The sequence below is a fragment of the Sinorhizobium sp. CCBAU 05631 genome, assembly GCF_002288505.1.
GTDB classification, from domain to species: domain Bacteria; phylum Pseudomonadota; class Alphaproteobacteria; order Rhizobiales; family Rhizobiaceae; genus Sinorhizobium; species Sinorhizobium fredii_C.
The window spans coordinates 2,615,375-2,633,907 of sequence record NZ_CP023063.1 but is presented as its reverse complement, the minus strand read 5'-3'; the positions used below and the strand labels follow the sequence as shown (position 1 = coordinate 2,633,907).

The 18,533-nt window shown below is 64.2% G+C and carries 19 protein-coding genes; 15 read left to right on the top strand and 4 right to left on the bottom strand.

Features of this window, described 5'->3' with window-relative positions; genetic code table 11:
* Position 1: 1 nt before the first annotated feature.
* The 11 genes from xylB to SS05631_RS12900 all read left to right on the top strand — a co-directional run bounded on the left by xylB (position 2) and on the right by SS05631_RS12900 (position 12,318).
* Entirely contained in the window at positions 2 to 1,456 is a 1,455-nt protein-coding gene (gene xylB, locus SS05631_RS12950) for a xylulokinase (protein ID WP_037414337.1), read from the top strand.
* A gap of 122 nt (positions 1,457 to 1,578) precedes the next feature.
* The gene (xylA, locus tag SS05631_RS12945; protein ID WP_037414339.1) at positions 1,579 to 2,889 is read left to right on the top strand and encodes a xylose isomerase; all 1,311 of its coding nucleotides are present in this window, start codon (positions 1,579 to 1,581) and stop codon (positions 2,887 to 2,889) included.
* A 242-nt stretch (positions 2,890 to 3,131) separates the two neighbouring features.
* On the top strand, positions 3,132 to 4,184 hold the full coding sequence (locus SS05631_RS12940; RefSeq protein ID WP_037414341.1) for a sugar phosphate isomerase/epimerase: 1,053 nt from the start codon (positions 3,132 to 3,134) through the stop codon (positions 4,182 to 4,184).
* 212 nt (positions 4,185 to 4,396) lie between these two features.
* Positions 4,397 to 5,581, top strand: coding sequence for a Gfo/Idh/MocA family oxidoreductase (locus SS05631_RS12935; RefSeq protein ID WP_037414343.1), 1,185 nt, complete (start codon positions 4,397 to 4,399; stop codon positions 5,579 to 5,581).
* 206 nt (positions 5,582 to 5,787) lie between these two features.
* A complete protein-coding gene (locus tag SS05631_RS12930) occupies positions 5,788 to 7,161 on the top strand; it encodes a GH1 family beta-glucosidase (RefSeq protein WP_037414345.1) in 1,374 nt (457 codons plus the stop codon).
* Positions 7,162 to 7,498: 337 nt separating this feature from the next.
* Positions 7,499 to 8,578, top strand: coding sequence for a methionine ABC transporter ATP-binding protein (locus SS05631_RS12925; protein WP_037414347.1), 1,080 nt, complete (start codon positions 7,499 to 7,501; stop codon positions 8,576 to 8,578).
* Positions 8,568 to 9,233, top strand: a complete 666-nt coding sequence (locus tag SS05631_RS12920; RefSeq protein ID WP_037414349.1) for a methionine ABC transporter permease — start codon at positions 8,568 to 8,570, stop codon at positions 9,231 to 9,233. Before SS05631_RS12925 ends, SS05631_RS12920 begins: the two co-directional genes overlap by 11 nt.
* Before the next feature lie 46 nt (positions 9,234 to 9,279).
* Positions 9,280 to 10,059: a MetQ/NlpA family ABC transporter substrate-binding protein gene (locus SS05631_RS12915; protein WP_037414351.1), complete on the top strand. Its 780-nt coding sequence runs from the start codon at positions 9,280 to 9,282 to the stop codon at positions 10,057 to 10,059.
* 145 nt (positions 10,060 to 10,204) lie between these two features.
* On the top strand, positions 10,205 to 10,603 hold the full coding sequence (locus SS05631_RS12910) for a GFA family protein (protein ID WP_037414352.1): 399 nt from the start codon (positions 10,205 to 10,207) through the stop codon (positions 10,601 to 10,603).
* 54 nt (positions 10,604 to 10,657) lie between these two features.
* Positions 10,658 to 11,902, top strand: a complete 1,245-nt coding sequence (locus SS05631_RS12905) for an aconitase X catalytic domain-containing protein (protein WP_037414355.1) — start codon at positions 10,658 to 10,660, stop codon at positions 11,900 to 11,902.
* Positions 11,899 to 12,318 carry a DUF126 domain-containing protein gene (locus SS05631_RS12900; protein ID WP_037414357.1) on the top strand — a complete coding sequence of 140 codons (420 nt, stop codon included), beginning with the start codon at positions 11,899 to 11,901 and terminating at the stop codon, positions 12,316 to 12,318. Before SS05631_RS12905 ends, SS05631_RS12900 begins: the two co-directional genes overlap by 4 nt.
* A 65-nt stretch (positions 12,319 to 12,383) precedes the next feature.
* On the opposite strand, the gene SS05631_RS12895 is transcribed toward SS05631_RS12900, so the two are convergent.
* Positions 12,384 to 13,328 carry a rhodanese-related sulfurtransferase gene (locus tag SS05631_RS12895; protein ID WP_037414359.1) on the bottom strand — a complete coding sequence of 315 codons (945 nt, stop codon included), beginning with the start codon at positions 13,326 to 13,328 and terminating at the stop codon, positions 12,384 to 12,386.
* 187 nt (positions 13,329 to 13,515) lie between these two features.
* Positions 13,516 to 13,989, bottom strand: coding sequence for a CYTH domain-containing protein (locus tag SS05631_RS12890; protein ID WP_037414361.1), 474 nt, complete (start codon positions 13,987 to 13,989; stop codon positions 13,516 to 13,518).
* 200 nt (positions 13,990 to 14,189) lie between these two features.
* Between SS05631_RS12890 and SS05631_RS12885 the strand changes: the two genes are divergently transcribed.
* The 4 genes from SS05631_RS12885 to SS05631_RS12870 all read left to right on the top strand — a co-directional run bounded on the left by SS05631_RS12885 (position 14,190) and on the right by SS05631_RS12870 (position 16,707).
* Positions 14,190 to 14,828, top strand: coding sequence for a 2-dehydro-3-deoxy-phosphogluconate aldolase (locus tag SS05631_RS12885; RefSeq protein WP_037414363.1), 639 nt, complete (start codon positions 14,190 to 14,192; stop codon positions 14,826 to 14,828).
* A gap of 156 nt (positions 14,829 to 14,984) precedes the next feature.
* Entirely contained in the window at positions 14,985 to 15,683 is a 699-nt protein-coding gene (locus SS05631_RS12880; RefSeq protein ID WP_037414364.1) for a tellurite resistance TerB family protein, read from the top strand.
* 113 nt (positions 15,684 to 15,796) lie between these two features.
* Positions 15,797 to 16,495: a GNAT family protein gene (locus SS05631_RS12875; protein ID WP_037414366.1), complete on the top strand. Its 699-nt coding sequence runs from the start codon at positions 15,797 to 15,799 to the stop codon at positions 16,493 to 16,495.
* The gene (locus SS05631_RS12870) at positions 16,492 to 16,707 is read left to right on the top strand and encodes a hypothetical protein (protein ID WP_037414368.1); all 216 of its coding nucleotides are present in this window, start codon (positions 16,492 to 16,494) and stop codon (positions 16,705 to 16,707) included. The genes SS05631_RS12875 and SS05631_RS12870 overlap by 4 nt, the downstream gene beginning before the upstream one ends.
* Before the next feature lie 120 nt (positions 16,708 to 16,827).
* Here the strand turns inward: SS05631_RS12870 and SS05631_RS12865 are convergent, their stop codons facing one another.
* On the bottom strand, positions 16,828 to 17,880 hold the full coding sequence (locus tag SS05631_RS12865; protein ID WP_037414369.1) for a nickel/cobalt transporter: 1,053 nt from the start codon (positions 17,878 to 17,880) through the stop codon (positions 16,828 to 16,830).
* Positions 17,874 to 18,518, bottom strand: a complete 645-nt coding sequence (locus SS05631_RS12860) for a DUF1007 family protein (protein WP_037414371.1) — start codon at positions 18,516 to 18,518, stop codon at positions 17,874 to 17,876. The genes SS05631_RS12865 and SS05631_RS12860 overlap by 7 nt, the downstream gene beginning before the upstream one ends.
* Positions 18,519 to 18,533: the final 15 nt, after the last annotated feature.

The window sequence follows — 18,533 nt, the reverse complement described above, 5'->3', positions numbered from 1 at the left end:
AATGTATCTCGGACTGGATCTCGGCACGTCCGGCGTCAAGGCCATGCTGATCGACGGCGAGCAGCAGATCATCGGCTCCGCCTCGGCTGCGCTCGAGGTGTCGCGGCCGCATCCCGGCTGGTCCGAGCAGGACCCGGCCGACTGGCTGCGTGCGACGGAAGAGGCGATCGCCGGGCTGAAGGCGGCGCATCCGCATGCCCTTGCGGCGGTCCGCGGCATCGGCCTTTCGGGGCAGATGCACGGCGCGACGCTGCTGGGCGAGGACGATGCGGTGCTTCGCCCCTGCATCCTCTGGAACGATACGCGCAGCTTCCGCCAGGCAGCCGCGCTCGATGGCGATCCACAATTCCGGACGCTGACCGGCAATATCGTCTTTCCGGGCTTTACCGCGCCGAAGCTCGCCTGGGTGCGCGAGAACGAGCCCGAGACTTTTGCCAAGCTGCGCTGGGTGCTTCTGCCCAAGGACTATCTCCGCCTGTGGCTGACCGGCGAGCACATGTCGGAAATGTCCGATTCCGCTGGCACCGCCTGGCTCGACACGGGCAAGCGCCGGTGGTCTGAAAGACTGCTTGCCGCAACGCATCTCGAGGAACGGCAGATGCCGGATCTGGTCGAGGGCACGGACAGCGCGGGCACGCTCAGGCCGGAACTTGCCGCTCGCTGGGGCATGGGGCCGGGGATCGTCATTGCCGGCGGCGCCGGCGACAATGCGGCGTCCGCCTGCGGCATGGGCACGGTCGGCGAGGGGCAGGCCTTTGTCTCGCTCGGCACCTCCGGCGTGCTGTTCGCCGCCAATGCCAGCTATCTTCCCAATCCGGAAAGCGCAGTTCATGCCTTCTGCCACGCGCTCCCGAATACCTGGCACCAGATGGGCGTGATCCTCTCGGCGACCGATGCGCTGAATTGGCATTCGGGCATTACAGGAAGAAGTGCCGCCGACCTGACGGGCGAGCTCGGCGACACGCTAAAGGCGCCAGGTTCCGTTTCGTTCCTTCCCTATCTCTCCGGCGAACGCACGCCACACAATGATGCGGCGATCCGCGGCGTCTTTTCCGGCCTTGGCCACGAGAGCTCCCGCGCCGCGCTGACCCAGGCGGTGCTCGAAGGCGTGTCCTTCGCGATCCGCGACAGCCTGGAAGCATTGCGCGCCGCCGGTACGACGCTTGATCGCGTCACGGCGATCGGCGGCGGCTCGCGGTCGCGCTACTGGCTGAAGTCGATCGCAACCGCGCTCGCCCTGCCGGTCGACCTGCCAGCAGATGGTGATTTCGGTGCCGCCTTCGGGGCGGCCCGGCTCGGGCTGATCGCCGCCACCGTCGCCGACCCGGTAGCGACCTGCTCTGCGCCGGCGACGGCGGAGACCATTGCGCCGGACGCTTCGCTGGTGGCGGCCTATGAGGACGCCTACCAGCGCTACCGCCGGCTTTACCCCGCCATCAAGGGAGCGACGATTTAGCCAAGCCCAGTCGGGCCGGCACCGCCGGCCGCATCCGAACCTGATATGAAAACGATTACTTTCCACGAAATCGCCGGGTTCCGCACAAGCGGGCCGGCAACAGCCCAGGATAGGAGACAGCCGTGAGCACCGGGTTTTTCGGCGATATCGCCAAGATCAAATATGAGGGACCGGAGAGCACGAACCCGCTCGCCTTCCGTCACTACAATGCCGACGAGGTCGTCCTCGGCAAGCGGATGGAAGACCATCTGCGCTTCGCCGTCGCCTATTGGCACAGCTTCGTCTGGCCGGGTGGCGACCCGTTCGGCGGGCAGACCTTCGAACGTCCTTGGTTCAAGGACTCGATGGAGGCGGCGAAGCTGAAGGCCGACGTCGCCTTCGAGTTCTTCCAGCTTCTCGGCGTGCCCTTCTATTGCTTCCATGACGCCGACGTGCGCCCGGAGGGCAAGAACTTCGCTGAAAACACCAGCAATCTCGAAGAGATCGTCGATCATTTCGCCAGGAAGCAGGCCGAGACCGGCGTCAAGCTGCTCTGGGGGACGGCGAATCTATTCTCGAACCGCCGCTATATGGGCGGTGCCGCGACCAACCCGGATCCGGACGTCTTCGCCTTCGCCGCGGCAACCGTGAAGACCTGCATCGACGCGACGCAGAAGCTCGGTGGCGAGAACTACGTGCTCTGGGGCGGGCGCGAGGGCTATGAGACGCTGCTCAACACCGACCTGAAGCGCGAGCTCGACCAGCTCGGCCGCTTCGTCAACCTCGTCGTCGAATACAAGCACAAGATCGGCTTCAAGGGCACGATCCTGATCGAGCCGAAGCCGCAGGAGCCGACCAAGCATCAGTACGATTTCGACGTCGCGACCGTTTACGGCTTCCTGAAAAAGTACGGCCTCGAGAACGAGGTGAAGGTCAATATCGAGCAGGGCCACGCGATCCTGGCCGGCCATTCTTTCGAGCACGAGCTGGCGCTCGCCAACGCGCTCGGCATCTTCGGCTCGATCGACATGAACCGCAACGACTACCAGTCCGGCTGGGACACCGACCAGTTCCCCAACAATGTGCCGGAAATGGCGCTCGCCTATTATCATGTGCTCGCAGGCGGTGGCTTCAAGACCGGCGGCACCAATTTCGACGCGAAGCTGCGCCGCCAGTCGATCGATCCGGAAGACCTCTTGATCGGTCATATCGGCGGCATGGACTGCTGCGCCCGCGGTCTCAAGGCGGCGGCGAAGATGATCGAGGACAAGGCGCTCTCCGCACCGCTCGAAAAGCGCTATGCCGGCTGGAAGGTACCGGAGGCGAACAAGATGCTCGAAGGCGGCTTCTCGCTCGAGGAAATCGAGGGCTGGGTGCGCAAGGCCGATCTCAACCCGCAACCGAAGTCCGGCAAGCAGGAGTACCTGGAAAACGTCGTCAATCGCTACGTCTGACCTGGCGATTGGATTACCCGCTGCACTCGCGGATGAATTTTGGCGCCCGCGAGTGCCATTCAAAAGCTCTTCGCGACAGGGCAGAAGCCCATTGCCCCTCGCGAAGAATCTGCTAGTTTCTCGCTCCTGCAACGTTGCAGGTATTATAAGATATCCCGAAAATTGCGGGGCGAAGCGCTTGAATACCACTCAACCGGCAGGCCGGTGTTTCAGAAAACCGATCCACTAGGGAGGAATTTTGCATGAAGACCATCAAGGGACCGGGGCTTTTTCTTGCGCAATTCGCCGGTGACGCGGCGCCCTTCAATTCCTGGGATTCAATTACGAAATGGGCGGCCGATTGCGGCTACAAGGGCGTACAGGTCCCGAGCTGGGACGGTCGGCTCTTCGACCTGAAGAGGGCGGCTGAATCGAAGGCCTATTGCGACGAGATCGCCGGCAAGGCGCGCGACAACGGCATCGAGATCACCGAGCTCTCGACCCATCTGCAGGGCCAGCTGGTGGCCGTGCATCCTGCCTATGACGAGGCCTTCGACGGCTTCGCCGTGCCGGAAGTGCGCGGCAATCCGAAAGCGCGCCAGCAATGGGCGGTCGAACAGGTGAAGCTGGCGCTGACCGCTTCCAGGAATCTCGGCCTGGACGCGATGGCGAGCTTCTCCGGCGCCCTCGCCTGGCCCTTCTTCTACCCCTGGCCGCAGCGACCGGCAGGGCTGGTCGAGACTGCCTTCGACGAGCTTGCCCGTCGCTGGAAGCCGATCCTCGACCATGCGGAGGAGTGCGGCGTCGATGTCTGCTACGAGATCCATCCGGGCGAGGATTTGCACGACGGCATCACCTACGAGATGTTCCTGGAGCGAACCGGCAACCATGCCCGAGCCTGCATGCTCTACGATCCGTCGCACTACGTCCTGCAGTGCCTCGACTATCTCGACAATATCGACATCTACAAGGACCGCATCCGGATGTTCCACGTCAAGGATGCGGAGTTCAACCCGACCGGCCGGCAGGGCGTCTATGGCGGCTATCAGGGCTGGGTGAACCGCGCCGGCCGCTTCCGCTCGCTCGGCGACGGCCAGGTCGATTTCGGCGCAGTCTTCTCGAAAATGGCCGCGAATGATTTCGCCGGCTGGGCGGTGGTCGAGTGGGAATGCGCGCTGAAGCATCCGGAAGACGGCGCGCGCGAGGGCGCGGACTTCGTCAAGGCGCATATCATCCGCGTCACCGAAAAGGCCTTCGACGATTTTGCCGATAGCGGCACGGACGAGGCGGCGAACCGGCGGATGTTGGGTATTTAAGGAACAAAACCCCGCCCCACCCCCTCCCCACAAGGGGGAGGGCTTTCGGGCTGCTCCCTCCGTCTCCACCTGCGACATCTCCGCTTGCGAATCTGTCGAGTTGGGAATGGAACGGAGGCGGCAGTTCAAGCCCCTCCGCCTTGTGGGAAGGGGTTGGGGAGGGGCACAGGCGGATACTTCGCCAAACAGCTAGTTTCAGGAGAGAAAGCACGATGGCAATCGAGGGAAGCAGTTCGGAATCTCGTCAGAAGCGGATACGGCTCGGCATGGTCGGCGGCGGCTCGGGCGCCTTCATCGGCGCGGTGCACCGGATCGCGGCGCGGCTCGACGACCACTATGAACTGGTGGCCGGCGCTCTGTCGTCGACGCCCGAGAAGGCGCAGGCCTCAGGCCGCGAGCTCGGGCTAGACTCGGCGCGCGTCTACTCGGATTTCAAGGAAATGGCGATCCGAGAGGCGAAGCTCAAGAACGGCATCGAAGCGGTGGCGATCGTCACGCCGAACCATGTGCACTATGCTGCCGCCAAGGAGTTCCTGAAGCGCGGCATCCACGTCATCTGCGACAAGCCGCTAACCTCGACGTTTGCCGACGCGAAGAAGCTGAAGAAGGCGGCGGAGGACAGCGACGCGCTCTTCGTGCTGACGCATAACTACACCGGTTACCCGATGGTGCGGCAGGCGCGCGAAATGATCGCCAACGGCGAGATCGGCGCCGTCCGGCTGGTGCAGATGGAATATCCACAGGACTGGCTGACGGAAAATATCGAGCAGTCCGGCCAGAAGCAGGCGGCGTGGCGGACCGACCCGGCACGCTCCGGAGCCGGCGGCTCGACCGGCGATATCGGCACCCATGCCTATAATCTCGGCTGCTTCGTCTCCGGTCTCGAACTCGACGAACTGTCGGCCGATCTCGACAGTTTCGTCGGCGGTCGCCAGCTCGACGACAACGCCCATGTGATGCTGCGCTTCAAGGAGAAGGACGGTGCGCGGGCGAAGGGCATGCTGTGGTGCAGCCAGGTGGCGCCCGGCCACGAGAACGGCCTGATGGTGCGCGTCTACGGCACCAAGGGTGGTCTCGAATGGACGCAGAAGGACCCGAACTATCTCTGGCATACCCCGTTCGGCGAGCCGAAGCGGCTGCTGACGCGCGCCGGAGCCGGCGCCTCGGCGGCAGGGGCTCGGGTTTCGCGCATTCCGTCGGGCCACCCGGAAGGCTATCTCGAAGGCTTCGCCAATATCTACACGGAGGCCGCCCGCGCCATTTACGCCAGGCGAAACGGCGAGACCGTGGATCCGGCTGTCACATATCCGACGATAGACGATGGCATGAAGGGCATGGTCTTCGTCGATGCCTGCGTACGCTCGTCGCAGCGCAACGGCGCCTGGATCAAGGTCTGAGCCGCATCCGGCAAGTTCAGGAAAGGGCGGGGGTGCACCTCGCCCTTTTTTGTCGGGGTTGACATTTGCTGCGGCAGCTTTAGGCCACGCTCACGAACGAGAGCGGCATGGAAGACGCCTGTCTTTTCGCGCGCCCCGCTCTCCCATTGGAAACGAATGCAGCCGCGCCCCTTCCGACGCGCTGTGCAGACGACGGGACAATAACGATGATCGAAGCCAAGAAACTCGCAGAACGATTTCCGGGCGACTTCGTCTTCGGCGTGGCCACCGCCTCCTTCCAGATCGAGGGCGCCAGCAAGGCCGACGGGCGCAAGCCGTCCATCTGGGACGCCTTCTCCAGCATGCCGGGCCGCGTCTTCGAGCGCCACAATGGCGACGTCGCTTGCGACCATTACAATCGCCTGGAACAGGATCTCGATCTCATCAAGAGCCTCAGCGTCGAGGCCTACCGCTTCTCGATCGCCTGGCCGCGCATCATTCCGGAGGGCACCGGGCCGATCAACGAGAAGGGGCTCGACTTCTATGACCGCCTAGTCGATGGCCTGAAGGCCCGCGGCATCAAGGCCTTTGCGACGCTCTACCATTGGGACCTGCCGCTGGCGCTGATGGGCGACGGCGGCTGGACGGCGCGGACGACCGCCTATGCCTACCAGCGCTATGCGAAGACGGTGATCGCCCGGCTCGGTGACCGGCTCGATGCGGTGGCGACCTTCAACGAGCCGTGGTGCTCGGTGTGGCTCAGCCATCTCTACGGCATTCATGCGCCGGGCGAGCGCAATATGGATGCGGCGCTCGCCGCACTGCATTTCACCAATCTCGCCCACGGCCTTGGCGTCGCTGTGATCCGCTCCGAAAAGCCGGACCTGCCGGTCGGCATCGTCATCAACGCTCACCCGGTCTGTCCCGGCAGCGACAGCGCCGAGGACAAGGCCGCGGCCGAGCGCGCCTTCGATTTCCACAACGGCGTCTTCTTCGGGCCGATCTTCAAGGGCGAGTACCCGGAGGGCTTCCTCTCGGCGCTCGGGTCCCGCATGCCGCTGATCGAGGACGGCGACATGACGACGATCGCCCAGCCGCTCGACTGGTGGGGCCTCAACTACTACACGCCGATGCGCGTTTCGCATGATCCGGCCGCCGGTGCCGAATATCCGGCAACGGTCAATGCGAAGCCGGTGAGCGAGGTGAAGACCGATATCGGTTGGGAGGTCTATGCGCCGGCGCTCGGGGCGCTGGTGGAAACCCTCAACGCCCGCTATACGCTTCCGGATTGCTACATCACCGAGAATGGCGCCTGCTACAATATGGGCGTCGAGAACGGCGTCGTCGACGACCAGCCGCGGCTCGACTACATCGCCGACCACCTGTCGGTCACCGCCGACCTGATTGCCAAGGGCTATCCGATGCGCGGCTATTTCGCCTGGAGCCTCATGGACAATTTCGAATGGGCGGAAGGCTATCGCATGCGCTTCGGCATCGTCCACGTGGACTACGAGACTCAGGCCCGCACGATCAAGAAGAGCGGCCACTGGTATAAGGCGCTCGCGGAGCAGTTTCCGAAGGGCAACCATAAGCCGGCCTGACTCCCAGCGCCGCACTGCGGGCGCAATCGTTCTACATAAAAAGAGTAGACTTTTGCGCCGGGCTCCCGCGTTAGGAAAAATCGTGCCTGTGAAACGGGAGGGGCGAAGGGCATAACAACCTAGACGAGGCGGCATGGCAGCCATGCCGCACGCGACCTTGAACCGACCGGTTGCCCGATGATAGAGAATTGCTCCCCGTTCCGAATGCGTTGTCGCAGGTCCGAGTGACCCGACACGCCTCCCGTCCAGCAACGTGACAGGGACGAGAGTTTCGAACATCCGAGAGCATCATGTATCCTGACATCCCTGTGATCCCTCCTGCGGAGGCGACCGGACAATGACCGTTTCAACTTCCCCTATTGAGACCGGGGATGCCGCCGTCGTCTTCGACGGCGTTTCCAAGCGCTTCGCGGCCTCCGGCCAAAGCGCTGCCTTCACGGCGCTGAACGACGTCAGCCTGACGGTTGGTCGCGGCTCGATCACCGGTATCATCGGCCGCTCCGGCGCCGGCAAGTCGACGCTAATCCGGCTGGTCAACGGCCTCGAGAAGCCGACAACCGGCAAGGTGCTCGTCGACGGCGTCGATGTCGGCGCACTCGACGAGGCGTCATTGCGCGACCTTCGACGCTCGGTCGGGATGATCTTCCAGCACTTCAACCTGCTTTCGTCGCGGACCGTTTTCGGCAATGTGGCGCTGCCGCTGGAGATCGCCGGCATGGATAGGCGGGCGATCGATGAGCGCGTGCGACCGCTCCTCGACCTCGTCGGTCTCGCCGACAAGCACGGCCGCTACCCGGCCGAGCTTTCCGGCGGCCAGAAGCAGCGCATCGGCATCGCCCGGGCGCTGGCGACCGAGCCGAAGCTGCTGCTTTCGGACGAGGCGACCTCGGCGCTTGATCCGGAAACGACGCAATCGATCCTCGAACTGCTGAAGCGCATCAATGCCGAACTGGGTCTGACGGTGCTGCTGATTACCCACGAAATGGAGGTGGTGAAGGCGGTCACCTCGGACGTGGCGGTGATCGACAAGGGCGAGATCGTCGAGCGCGGCCACACCTTCGACGTCTTCACCCATCCGAAGCACGAAACGACGCGGGCCCTTCTATCCGGACTGCCGGGCTCGAAGCTGCCGGAAGCCGTTGCAAGGGACATCAGGCCCGCTGCAGCGGCTGGCGACCGGGTCGTCGTGCGGCTGACTTTCTTCGGCGCGGCGGCCGAGCGGCCGCTGATCTCCCGGCTCATCCAGTCGATCGGCGCAGAGGTCAATATCATCGCCGGCACGATCGATGAGATCGGCGGCAAGCCCTATGGCTCGCTGGTCGTCGCCTATGGCGCGGATCCGGAAACCGCGGGGAGGGCGGATCGGTTCTTCGCCGAGAACGGCCTGGTGACGGAGGTGCTTGGCTATGTCGCCTGATCTTCTCATGCTCATCGGCAAGGCCACGCTCGACACGCTTCGCATGGTGGCGATCGCCGGTTTCGTCGGCGCGCTGATCGGCCTGCCGATCGGCATCTTCCTCGCCACCAGCGGCAAGGGCGAACTCTTTCCGGCACCCAATGTCAACCGCGCCGTCGGTCTTATCGTCAACGCCACGCGTTCGACGCCCTTCATCATTCTCGTCGTGGCGATCATACCGTTCACGCGGCTCGTCACCGGCACCTCGATCGGCACCAAGGCGGCGATCGTGCCGCTGACCATCGCGACCATCCCGTTCTTCGCCCGCCTCGTCGAGGCGGCGATCCGTGACGTCGACAGGGGGCTGATCGAGGCGGCCCGCGCCATGGGCGCCACGCCGATGCAGATCGTCTTCAAGGTGCTGCTCGCCGAGGCCCGGCCGGCGCTGACGCTGGCGCTCACCATGACCATCGTGAGCCTCATCGGCTATTCGGCAATGGTCGGCGCCGTCGGCGGCGGCGGCCTCGGCGATCTCGGCATTCGCTACGGCTACCAGCGCTTCATGCCCGACGTGATGCTGATCGTCGTCATCGTGCTGATCGTCTTGGTGCAGCTCGTGCAGAGCGCCGGCGACCGCCTGGCGCGCCGCTTCGACAAGCGCAGCCGCAAGACCTGACCCTTCCTCCCACACGCGACTTCCTTCAGATAACAAGGAGCCTCCCATGAAGAAAATCCTCCTCGCAGCATCGCTCGCCCTTGCCTTTGCGGCCGGGGCGGCCAACGCCGAAACCATCAAGGTCGGCGTGACACCCGGCCCACACGCCCAGATCATGGAAAAGGTCAAGGAAGTGGCGGCCGGCAAGGGCCTCGACATCGAGATCCTCGAATTCTCCGATTACGTCGTGCCGAACCAGGCGCTCGCCGATGGCGAGCTCAACGCCAACTCCTTCCAGCACAAGCCCTATCTCGACAATCAGGTCGCCGACCGCGGCTACGACATCGTCAGCGTCGCCTATACCGTCAACTTCCCGATGGGGGTCTATTCGAAGAAGGTGAACAGCCTCGAAGAGCTTGCCGAGGGTGCGACGGTCGCGATCCCGAACGACCCGACCAATGGCGGCCGGGCGCTGCTGATCCTCGCCGACAAGGGGCTGATCAAGCTTAAGGAAGGCGCCGGTCTCAAGGTCGGCCCCGCCGATGTGGCCGAAAACCCGAAGAACTTCACCTTCGCCGAACTCGATGCGGCCCAGCTTCCGCGCTCGCTCGATGATGTCGACGCTGCCGTCATCAACACCAACTATGCGCTCGAAGCCGGACTCGACCCGTCCAAGGACCCGATCGCCCGCGAAGGCGAGAAGGCGCCCTATGTCAATATCATCGCCGTCAACGGCAAGGACAAGGACGCGCCCTGGGTCAAGACGCTGATCGACGCCTACCACAACGACACGGTGAAGGCGTTCGTCAACGAGACCTTCAAGGGCTCGGTCATCGCCGGCTGGTGACCGCGGAATATCCCGAGGGCTGGCCCTCTCCCCGGGGCGAGGGGGTTCAGGAAGTGTCCATGCAAAGCCGCGCGTCCTGACGCGCGGCTTCCATTGATTGACGCAGGCGCAGCGCTATTCTTCCCGCTTTCGAGGAGGAAAGCACATGAAGGGTGGATGTCTGTGCGGTGCCGTGCGTTACGAGGCGAAGGGGCCACCGATCTATTCCGGGTTTTGCCATTGTCGCGATTGCCAGCGGGCAACCGGCACCGGCCATTGCTGCTACATGATTTTTTCGCGCGCCGATGTGGAGTTCACCGGCGAGCTCAAGCCCTATTCGAAATTTGCCGAGAACGGCAATGTCACGCTCAGGCATTTCTGCGTCACATGCGGCAGCCAGATATTCGGCTCCGGCCCGCTCGAGGATGATCGATGGACGGTCTATGCCGGGACGCTCGACGATCCTTCGCTGTTCACGCCGACAGATGCGGTCTTCACCCGTAGCCGCCAAGCTTGGGACAGGCTTGCCATTGTGCTTGACGAGTGTGAGACCCTTCCGGGCTGAATGCCGGCAAGTGGTCGAATTGACTTGCGCCACGGGAAGACTTTAATCCGCTGTATGTCCATAGCGCTTTCATCTGTCGACGAATCGCTGCTGTCCGGCGAGCAAGGCGGAGCGGCCGCCTTCGCCATGCGGCTGCTCGTCCGCTTCGCCGAGGCGGTCGGCGCGGAGCGTTTCGTCGACATCGAGGCGGCGCATATCGACGGCTGTCTCTATCTCGGCCAGGTGAGCCTCGACTTCGTCGAGCATCTGGTAAGCCTCGGGGGCCGCGTTCGCGTGCCGACGACGCTCAATGTCGGCTCCGTCGACCTTATCCACCCGGAGCTTTTTCATGGGAGCGACGAGGTCAGCCATGGCGGGGCGCGGCTGATGAGGGCGCATGAGGAGCTCGGCTGCGTGCCGACCTTCACCTGCGCGCCCTATCAAACGATCTTCCGGCCGCGCTTCGGCGCCCAGATCGCCTGGGCCGAATCGAACGCCATCGTCTTTGCAAATTCGGTGCTCGGCGCCCGTACCAATCGCTATGGCGATTTCATCGATCTCTGTTGCGCCTTGACCGGTCGTGCGCCCTATTATGGCCTGCATATCGGCGAGAACCGCCGCGCGCGCATCCTTGTGGAGGTCGAGAGCCTGCCCGAAGAATGGGCGGAAGCGGGGCTCGCCTGCGTCGCCGTCGGACATGCTATCGGCAGGCGCTGCGGCGACCGGGTGCCGGCGATCACCGGCCTGCCGGTCTCGACGAACGAGGACGATCTGAAGGCGCTCGGTGCGGTCGCGGCTTCCGCTGGCGCCGTTGCGCTCTTTCATGCGGTAGGGCTGACGCCGGAGGCGCCGACGATCGAGGCGGCCTTCCAGGGCAGGGCGCCGGAAGAGGTGATCCGGCTGAGGGCGGCGGACCTCCGGGAAACCGTGCACAAGCTTTCGACCGTCCCGGACGGAACCCCATTGACTGCCGTCAGCTTGGGCACGCCGCACTTCTCGCTCTCGGAGTTCGGGCGGCTGATGCCACTGATCGACGGTGCACGGCCGGCGATCGATGTCTATGTCAACACCCACCGGGCGGTGCTCGAGGAACTGCAAAGACGCGGCTGGGAGGAGCGCCTGAGGGAGGCCGGCGTGACGCTGGTCATCGATACCTGCACCTATGTGACGGCGGTAATGCGCGACTTGTCCGGCGCCGTCATGACCAATTCCGGCAAGTGGGCCTATTATGCGCCTGGCAATATCGGCGTCGACGTCGCCTTCGGCCCGCTTGCGGACTGCATCGCATCGGCCCGGGCCGGAAAGGTGGTGCGGCTGTGACGGTGCGGCTCCGGGCAACAACGCTGGTTGCGGGATCGGCGGCGGCGGAAACCCTGGTGCTGTCGGAACCTTTAAGCTTCTGGGGCGGCCTCGACTCGGCGTCCGGCCGGATCATCGACCAGTGGCATCCGCAGAAGAACGCGGTGATGAGCGGCCGCATCCTGGTGATGCGGGCAGGGCGCGGCTCGAGCTCCGGCAGTTCGGTCCTGGCCGAAGCGCTTCGCCGTGGAACCGGTCCGGCCGGCATCGTGCTCTTGGCGCGCGACGCGATCGTCACGGTCGGGGCGATGGTGGCGGCCGAGCTCTATGGAAAGTCCTGTCCGGTGGTCCTCGCCAGCGAGGCCGACTGGATGGCGATCACCGGAGCCGGCTCATTGGCGATCGATACGCAGGACGAAGCGGCGATCGAGATTTGATGCGCCCCGCTGGCAGGAAGAAGGTGCCGGCAGGCGGATGAGTGGCGGACCGGACGGCAACCAATTCAGCTTCCCAAATGCCGCTCGCCGCGTTTCTTCGCCAGGGCGATCTGCCGCTGCCGCTCCCGGTAGCGCTCGCGGTCCTCGTCGGTGCGGATCTCGTGGCAATGGACGCAGGAGACGCCCTCTTCGTGAAGCGTCGACTGCAGGTCCGCCAGAGCCAGAGGCTGGCGGCAGGCGTGGCAGAGCGTATGCTCGCCCTCGGCGAGGCCATGGGTGACGGAGACGCGCTCGTCGAAGACGAAGCAGGCGCCGTCCCAGAGGCTTTCCTCCGCCGGGACTTCCTCGAGATATTTCAGGATGCCGCCTTTGAGGTGATAGACCTCTTCGAAGCCCTCTTCCTTCATGAAGGCGGTCGCCTTCTCGCAGCGGATGCCGCCGGTGCAGTACATGGCGATCTTCGGCTTGTTGTGCAGACCGGTGTTGTTGCGCACCCAGTCGGGAAATTCGCGGAAGGTCTTGGTCTTCGGATCGACGGCACCGCGGAAGAGGCCGATCGCCGTCTCGTAGTCGTTGCGCGTGTCGATGACCAGCGTGTCCGGATCGGAGATCAGCGCGTTCCAGTCCTTCGGCTCCACATAGGTGCCGACCACCTTGTTGGGGTCGATGGTGTCGACGCCCATGGTGACGATCTCCTTCTTCAGCCGCACCTTCATGCGCAGGAAGGGCATGGCCGAGGCCCGGCTTTCCTTGTGCTCGAGACGCGCGAATTCCGGTTGCGCGCGCAGAAAGGCGAGCACCGACGCAATCCCTCCGTCACTGCCGGCGATCGTGCCGTTGATGCCTTCGTGGGCGAGGAGCAGCGTGCCCTTCACGCCGCTGGCGTCGCAGACCGCCTGCAGCGGTTCGCGGAATTCGGCGAAACGCGCGAAGGAAACGAAATGGTATAGCGCGGCCACGAGAAACTGGCCCTGCGCCGCCGGGTGCGGTGTCGTGAACATGTCGGTCATGCGGGACGCAAATACAGCTTTCATCGGCCAAGCGCAATCGCGGCGGGCGGCAACCGAAAGCCCTTACCGGCTATCTCCCTGGTGGATGCACGGTGCACTCCGGCCGGCTGCTCGTTCAGGACTGCCACCGCATGCTCGATCTCGCGAAAGTCCCCGGTAAGACGACGACCCGGACCGAAGGCGCAGGTCATCGTTGCGCGACCAAGAGTCCCTCGGTGGCAAGCGCCTGGTTGGAATAGCGGCGGTCGCCGGTAATCTCTCGTCCGACCCAGGAGGGCAGGGCGGGCAAATCCGTTTCGCGCTTCATTTCGACTTCGGCGACGACGAGCCCTTCGAGTGCCCCTTCGTAAACGTCGACCTCCCAGGTAAAGCCCTTGTGCGGCACGCGGTAGCGGCGCTTCTCGATGACGATGCCAACGCCCTGGGCCAGCAGCTCGCGGGCGTCGTCCATCGGCAGGTCGTATTCGTATTCGTTGCGGACAAGGGCTGATTTGCCGATCTTGACGGTGAGGCGTGCCCATTTGTTGCCGTGGATCCGCACGCGCACCGAACGATCCTCCATGGTGACGATATAGGCCTGGCGCAGCCTGATCCCTCCGTCGGCGCGCTCCTTCCAGCCGTCGGAAGCGACCAGAAACTTGCGCTCTATCTCCTTCGCCATGAAATGTCCCGTCACTTCGAGAAGTGGAATGTCATGAAACTATCGGATTGTAGCAGAGGCTCAAGCCATGTCTTTGCGCCAAATCATATTTTGTCATTTGCTTGCATGCGGGGCGGGAATGCGCGCGTCTTTCGGGCTCGACATCGATTGGCAGGAAGAGTATGCGAGGGGCGGATTCAATCGTTTTAAAGGACGCGGGCATGAGTGCGAAGACCGACAAGCTTCTTTCCATCCTCAAGCTGCAACCGGTTGTGCCGGTGCTGGTGATCGACGATGCGGCAACCGCTGTGCCGCTCGCCCGCGCGCTAGTGGCAGGCGGCCTGAAGGCGATCGAGATCACGCTGCGCACGCCGGCGGCGCTCGAGGCGATCCGCGCCGTGGCGAACGAAGTGGAGGGCGCCGTTGCCGGGGCCGGCACCATCCTCAACGCCGCGCAGTTCAAAGAGGCGGTGAAGGCCGGCTCCGAGTTCATCGTTACTCCCGGCACGACGCAGGAGCTGATCGATGTCGCCAATGACCACGCGGTGCCGCTGCTGCCGGGGGCGGCAACGGCCAGCGAAGTGATGGGGCTGCGCGAGGAAGGCTACGACGTCATGAAGTTCTTCCCGGCCGAACAGGCCGGCGGTGCCGCCTATCTGAAGTCGCTGTCCTCGCCGCTTGCCGGCACTTTGTTCTGCCCGACCGGCGGCATTTCGCTCGCCAATGCGCGCGACTATCTTTCGCTGCCGAACGTCGTCTGCGTCGGCGGATCCTGGGTGGCGCCGAAGGAGCTGGTTGCGAAGGGCGACTGGGCCGGCATTACCAAGCTTGCCGCCGAGGCCTTCGCCCTCAAAGGATAACAGGCCAAACAGGCAACTCACAAGAAGCCGGGCTCCTGTCCGGCTTTTTCGTGTCCGGGGCGTATTTGTATTTTCGCCTCGCGGTTCCTATGTCTCACACCGCAACGACGCGGCGAGGCGAAAGCTTCCGCGCGTCAAACCTAAGGAGCGAGGCCGATGTTCGACGCGAAGAAATTGCTGGATCAGTTCTTGGGTTCGCAGATGCCCGGCGCCGGCGGCACGGTCGGCGGCCGCGCCGACCAGGTGACCAAGCTCGCCAAGGACAATCCTCTGGCGACCGGCGCGATCGCGGCGGTGCTGCTCGGCACGAAGTCGGGACGCACGCTGGCCGGCAATGCGGCTGTTCTCGGCGGCTTGGCGGCGATCGCCGGCCTTGGCTATCAGGCCTACAAGAACTACCAGGCCGGCCAGGCGCCGCAACCGGCGTCTTCAGCACCCGCACAACTCCCCGCACCGCCGGCCGATTCCGGCTTCGCGGCACCGGAAGCGCTCAGCAACGACTTCGCGCTGGTGCTCGTTCGCGCCATGATCGCTGCAGCCCGGGCGGATGGCCATATCGACGCAACCGAGCGCGGCCGGATCCTGGACAAGCTCTCCCTTTCCGGTCTTTCGGCGGATGCCGCGGCTTTCCTTGAAAAAGAGCTCGCCGATCCGATCGATCTGGACGCCATCGTCGCTGCCGGCAAGACGGAGGAGGAGCGGGTCGAGATCTACACGGCGTCGCGGCTTGCAATCGAGCCGGACGGCCGGGCGGAGCGCGGCTACCTCGATCTTCTAGCCGGACGGCTTGGACTTGCCGATGCGCTTGTCGACCATATCGAGGCGACGGTGTCCGCGGCGAAGGTTTCCATTTAGGCCGCAGGCGGAGCGGAGCACATCCGTTCCGCTCATGGTTCGATCACCAGTTTGAATTTGAAACCGGCCGGCGTCTGTCCTATTGCGAAGCAAGTGCAACGCAGGAGTGATCGATGCGCGATCTTGCCAAGTGGAAGGGATGCCCGGCGCCGCAGCCGGTCTCGATCGAGGGCCGATATGTCCGGGTGGAGCCCTATGACCGGGCGGCGCATCTCGATCCGCTCTGGCACGACGCCTTCGGCGGCTTAGCGATCAACCCGCTGCTCAAATATTTCACCCAGGACGATTTTTCGGGAATCGAGGCCTTCGACGCCTGGCTCTCGGCGGTCCAGACGAAGTCCGGATGGATCACCGAGGTGTTTCGCGACAAGGCGACCGGCAAGGTCGTCGGCATGGCGAACTATATGCGTGCTGACCCCGCCAACGGCGTCGTCGAGGTCGGCGGCGTCGCGCACGGACCGGCCATGTCGCGTTCGCCGCTTTCGACGGAAGCGCATTATCTGATGGCGAGGCACGTTTTCGAGGACCTCGGTTATCGCCGCTACGAGTGGAAATGCCACAGCGAGAACCAGCCGAGCCGCACCACGGCGCTCAGGCTCGGTTTCACCTTCGAAGGCATTTTCCGCCAGCACATGATTTCCAAGCACGCCAATCGCGACACGGCCTGGTTTTCGATGATCGACAGCGAATGGCCGCTCCTCAAGGCGGCGTTCGAGGCCTGGCTTTCGCCGGAGAATTTCGATCCTGAGGGGCGCCAGAAGCGGCGGCTGGAGGACATCCGCGCGGACCTCGCGGCAAGGGAGCAAGCGTGAACACGCCGGAGAAGAAGGATAAGTCGCCGGCGATCGCCGCCGCCATCATCCTGGCGGTCGTCGGCATCGGCTTCTTCGTGCTGCCGTCGATCATGGTGCGGCTCGGCGACATTTCCCCATGGCTCGCCGCCGGCGTCGGGGCCCTCTTCGTGCTCGGCTTCTTCCTGCTCTTCTGGCTGCGCGCCCGGCATCAGCGGCGGAAGGGGCTTTGATACTGCCGGCGCAAAGCCGCCTTGATGCAAGTGATTGCCCCTCACCTAGCCTTCTCCCCGCGTGCGGGGAGAAGGTCGCGGCAGCGGGATGAGGGGCCGCCTCGGCTGAAATTCTCCTGATCAGCCTTGCAGCGCGGCCCCCAGCAGAACAAGCCCCAGAACCAGCACCAGCAGCGCGCCGGCGATCTCGATGCCGTTCGAGAGGCGGGCCGCGGCCGATTGGCTGGAGGCGTAGCGGAGCGCGAAACCCTTGGCGGTGACGGCGAGGGTGGCGAGGATCGAGACGGTGATCGCGGTGCCGATCGACATGGCGAAGACCGAGAGCACGCCGCCGAGGTAGAGGCCGTTCAGGAGCGCGAAGGAAAGCACGATCAAGGCACCGGAGCAGGGGCGTAGACCCACGGCGACGATCGCCGACCAGGCTTCGCTGAGCGCAAAGCGGTCGCCCTTGAGCATCTGCGGATCCGGCGCGTGGACGTGGCCGCAGGTGGCGCAGACCTCGCCGGCGTCATGGGAGTGGGGGTGCTCATGGTGGTGATGCGAATGATCGTGGCCGTGATGGCCGTGATCATAGTGGCCATGATCGTGATGAGCGTGCTCGCGGTGGGCGTGGTCGCTGGCGGCCGGCCGCATCACCGATCGCAGCTTGCGGAACACCAGCCAGCCGCCGAAGGCGGCAATCAGCGCGTAGCTTGCGACCTCGAGCGAATGGGTTGCGCGTGTCATGTTGATCGAGGAGCCGCGCAGCACCAGATAGACGGCGCCGATCAGCAGGATCGCGACGACGCCCTGCAGGATCGAGGAGAGGAACGACAGGAGCACGCCGCGTTTCAGTTCCGTCTCGTTGGCGATCATATAGGAGGAGATCACCGCCTTGCCGTGGCCGGGGCCGGCCGCGTGGAAGACGCCATAGGCGAAGGAAAGGCCGATCAGCGACCAGAGCTGCCAGGGGTTCTCGCGCATGCCCTTGAGTGCCCCGGTCAGCAGCCGGTAGAAGCTTTGCTGCTCCATGTTCACCCAGGCGAAAAACCCGCCGAAGAGGCCCGTCGCTTGGATCGAAGGCTCGGCGGAGCCGATGCCGAGCGGCGATTGCGCCATTGCGAGCGTCGCCGAAAGGGCCGCCAGCAGAAGGCCGGCGGCGAGCGGACCGCCGATCCTGCGCAGGTTCAGCATGTGACCTCGATCCTGGTTGCAAAGAGTTTCGACATGTCGGTCCCGGTCGGATCGTTCCAGAAGGCGTCGGTGAGCGTGTCCTTGTTCTCGGCCAGCACCTCGTCGGGGTCCGGCCGCACCACCTGATGCTTGCACGCTTCGATCTTCTCACCGATGACGGTCAGGTCATCGTCTGTCGGGAAGTCCATCGCCGTGTACATGGTCGGGTCGTAGACGCCGAAAGAGAGCTTGCCCTTGAGCGGCATCGCCTCGGCCGGCTTGACCGCGAACATCATCAAGAGCTGGTTGTCCTTGTAGTCGACGGTGATGCCGTCGGGCCGATTGACCTTCACGGATTTCCCGTTGTCGAAGATCGTCGTGTAGTAGTTGTACTCGGAAAGCGACTCCAGCACGGTCTGGCCGACCTCTTTCAGTTCCTCCGGATCGAGCGTGGCGTTGGAGTTCTTATCGAAGTCGAGCACGACGCTTGCCGAGAACAGCTCGTCGAAGCGCCAGACATTGCGCAACTCGCCGATGTTGCCCTGTTCGTCGGAGACGATTTCCAGCCGCGCCTCGGCAAAGATGTGCGGATGGGCGGCGGCGAGCCCGGGCGTCAGCAGGGTCATGAGGCCGGCCAGGACGAGGCGTCGTGTGTTCATCGAGCGGGATTTCCT

What these genes read in the sequence shown, in the direction of transcription:
- xylB (WP_037414337.1), top strand. Translation starts at nt 2, where the DNA reads ATGTATCTCGGACTGGATCTCGGCACGTCCGGCGTCAAGGCCATGCTG.
- SS05631_RS12940 (WP_037414341.1), top strand. Translation starts at nt 3,132, where the DNA reads ATGAAGACCATCAAGGGACCGGGGCTTTTTCTTGCGCAATTCGCCGGT.
- SS05631_RS12935 (WP_037414343.1), top strand. Translation starts at nt 4,397, where the DNA reads ATGGCAATCGAGGGAAGCAGTTCGGAATCTCGTCAGAAGCGGATACGG.
- SS05631_RS12930 (WP_037414345.1), top strand. Translation starts at nt 5,788, where the DNA reads ATGATCGAAGCCAAGAAACTCGCAGAACGATTTCCGGGCGACTTCGTC.
- SS05631_RS12925 (WP_037414347.1), top strand. Translation starts at nt 7,499, where the DNA reads ATGACCGTTTCAACTTCCCCTATTGAGACCGGGGATGCCGCCGTCGTC.
- SS05631_RS12920 (WP_037414349.1), top strand. Translation starts at nt 8,568, where the DNA reads ATGTCGCCTGATCTTCTCATGCTCATCGGCAAGGCCACGCTCGACACG.
- SS05631_RS12915 (WP_037414351.1), top strand. Translation starts at nt 9,280, where the DNA reads ATGAAGAAAATCCTCCTCGCAGCATCGCTCGCCCTTGCCTTTGCGGCC.
- SS05631_RS12910 (WP_037414352.1), top strand. Translation starts at nt 10,205, where the DNA reads ATGAAGGGTGGATGTCTGTGCGGTGCCGTGCGTTACGAGGCGAAGGGG.
- SS05631_RS12905 (WP_037414355.1), top strand. Translation starts at nt 10,658, where the DNA reads ATGTCCATAGCGCTTTCATCTGTCGACGAATCGCTGCTGTCCGGCGAG.
- SS05631_RS12895 (WP_037414359.1), bottom strand. Translation starts at nt 13,328, where the DNA reads ATGACCGACATGTTCACGACACCGCACCCGGCGGCGCAGGGCCAGTTT.
- SS05631_RS12890 (WP_037414361.1), bottom strand. Translation starts at nt 13,989, where the DNA reads ATGGCGAAGGAGATAGAGCGCAAGTTTCTGGTCGCTTCCGACGGCTGG.
- SS05631_RS12885 (WP_037414363.1), top strand. Translation starts at nt 14,190, where the DNA reads ATGAGTGCGAAGACCGACAAGCTTCTTTCCATCCTCAAGCTGCAACCG.
- SS05631_RS12880 (WP_037414364.1), top strand. Translation starts at nt 14,985, where the DNA reads ATGTTCGACGCGAAGAAATTGCTGGATCAGTTCTTGGGTTCGCAGATG.
- SS05631_RS12875 (WP_037414366.1), top strand. Translation starts at nt 15,797, where the DNA reads ATGCGCGATCTTGCCAAGTGGAAGGGATGCCCGGCGCCGCAGCCGGTC.
- SS05631_RS12865 (WP_037414369.1), bottom strand. Translation starts at nt 17,880, where the DNA reads ATGCTGAACCTGCGCAGGATCGGCGGTCCGCTCGCCGCCGGCCTTCTG.
- SS05631_RS12860 (WP_037414371.1), bottom strand. Translation starts at nt 18,518, where the DNA reads ATGAACACACGACGCCTCGTCCTGGCCGGCCTCATGACCCTGCTGACG.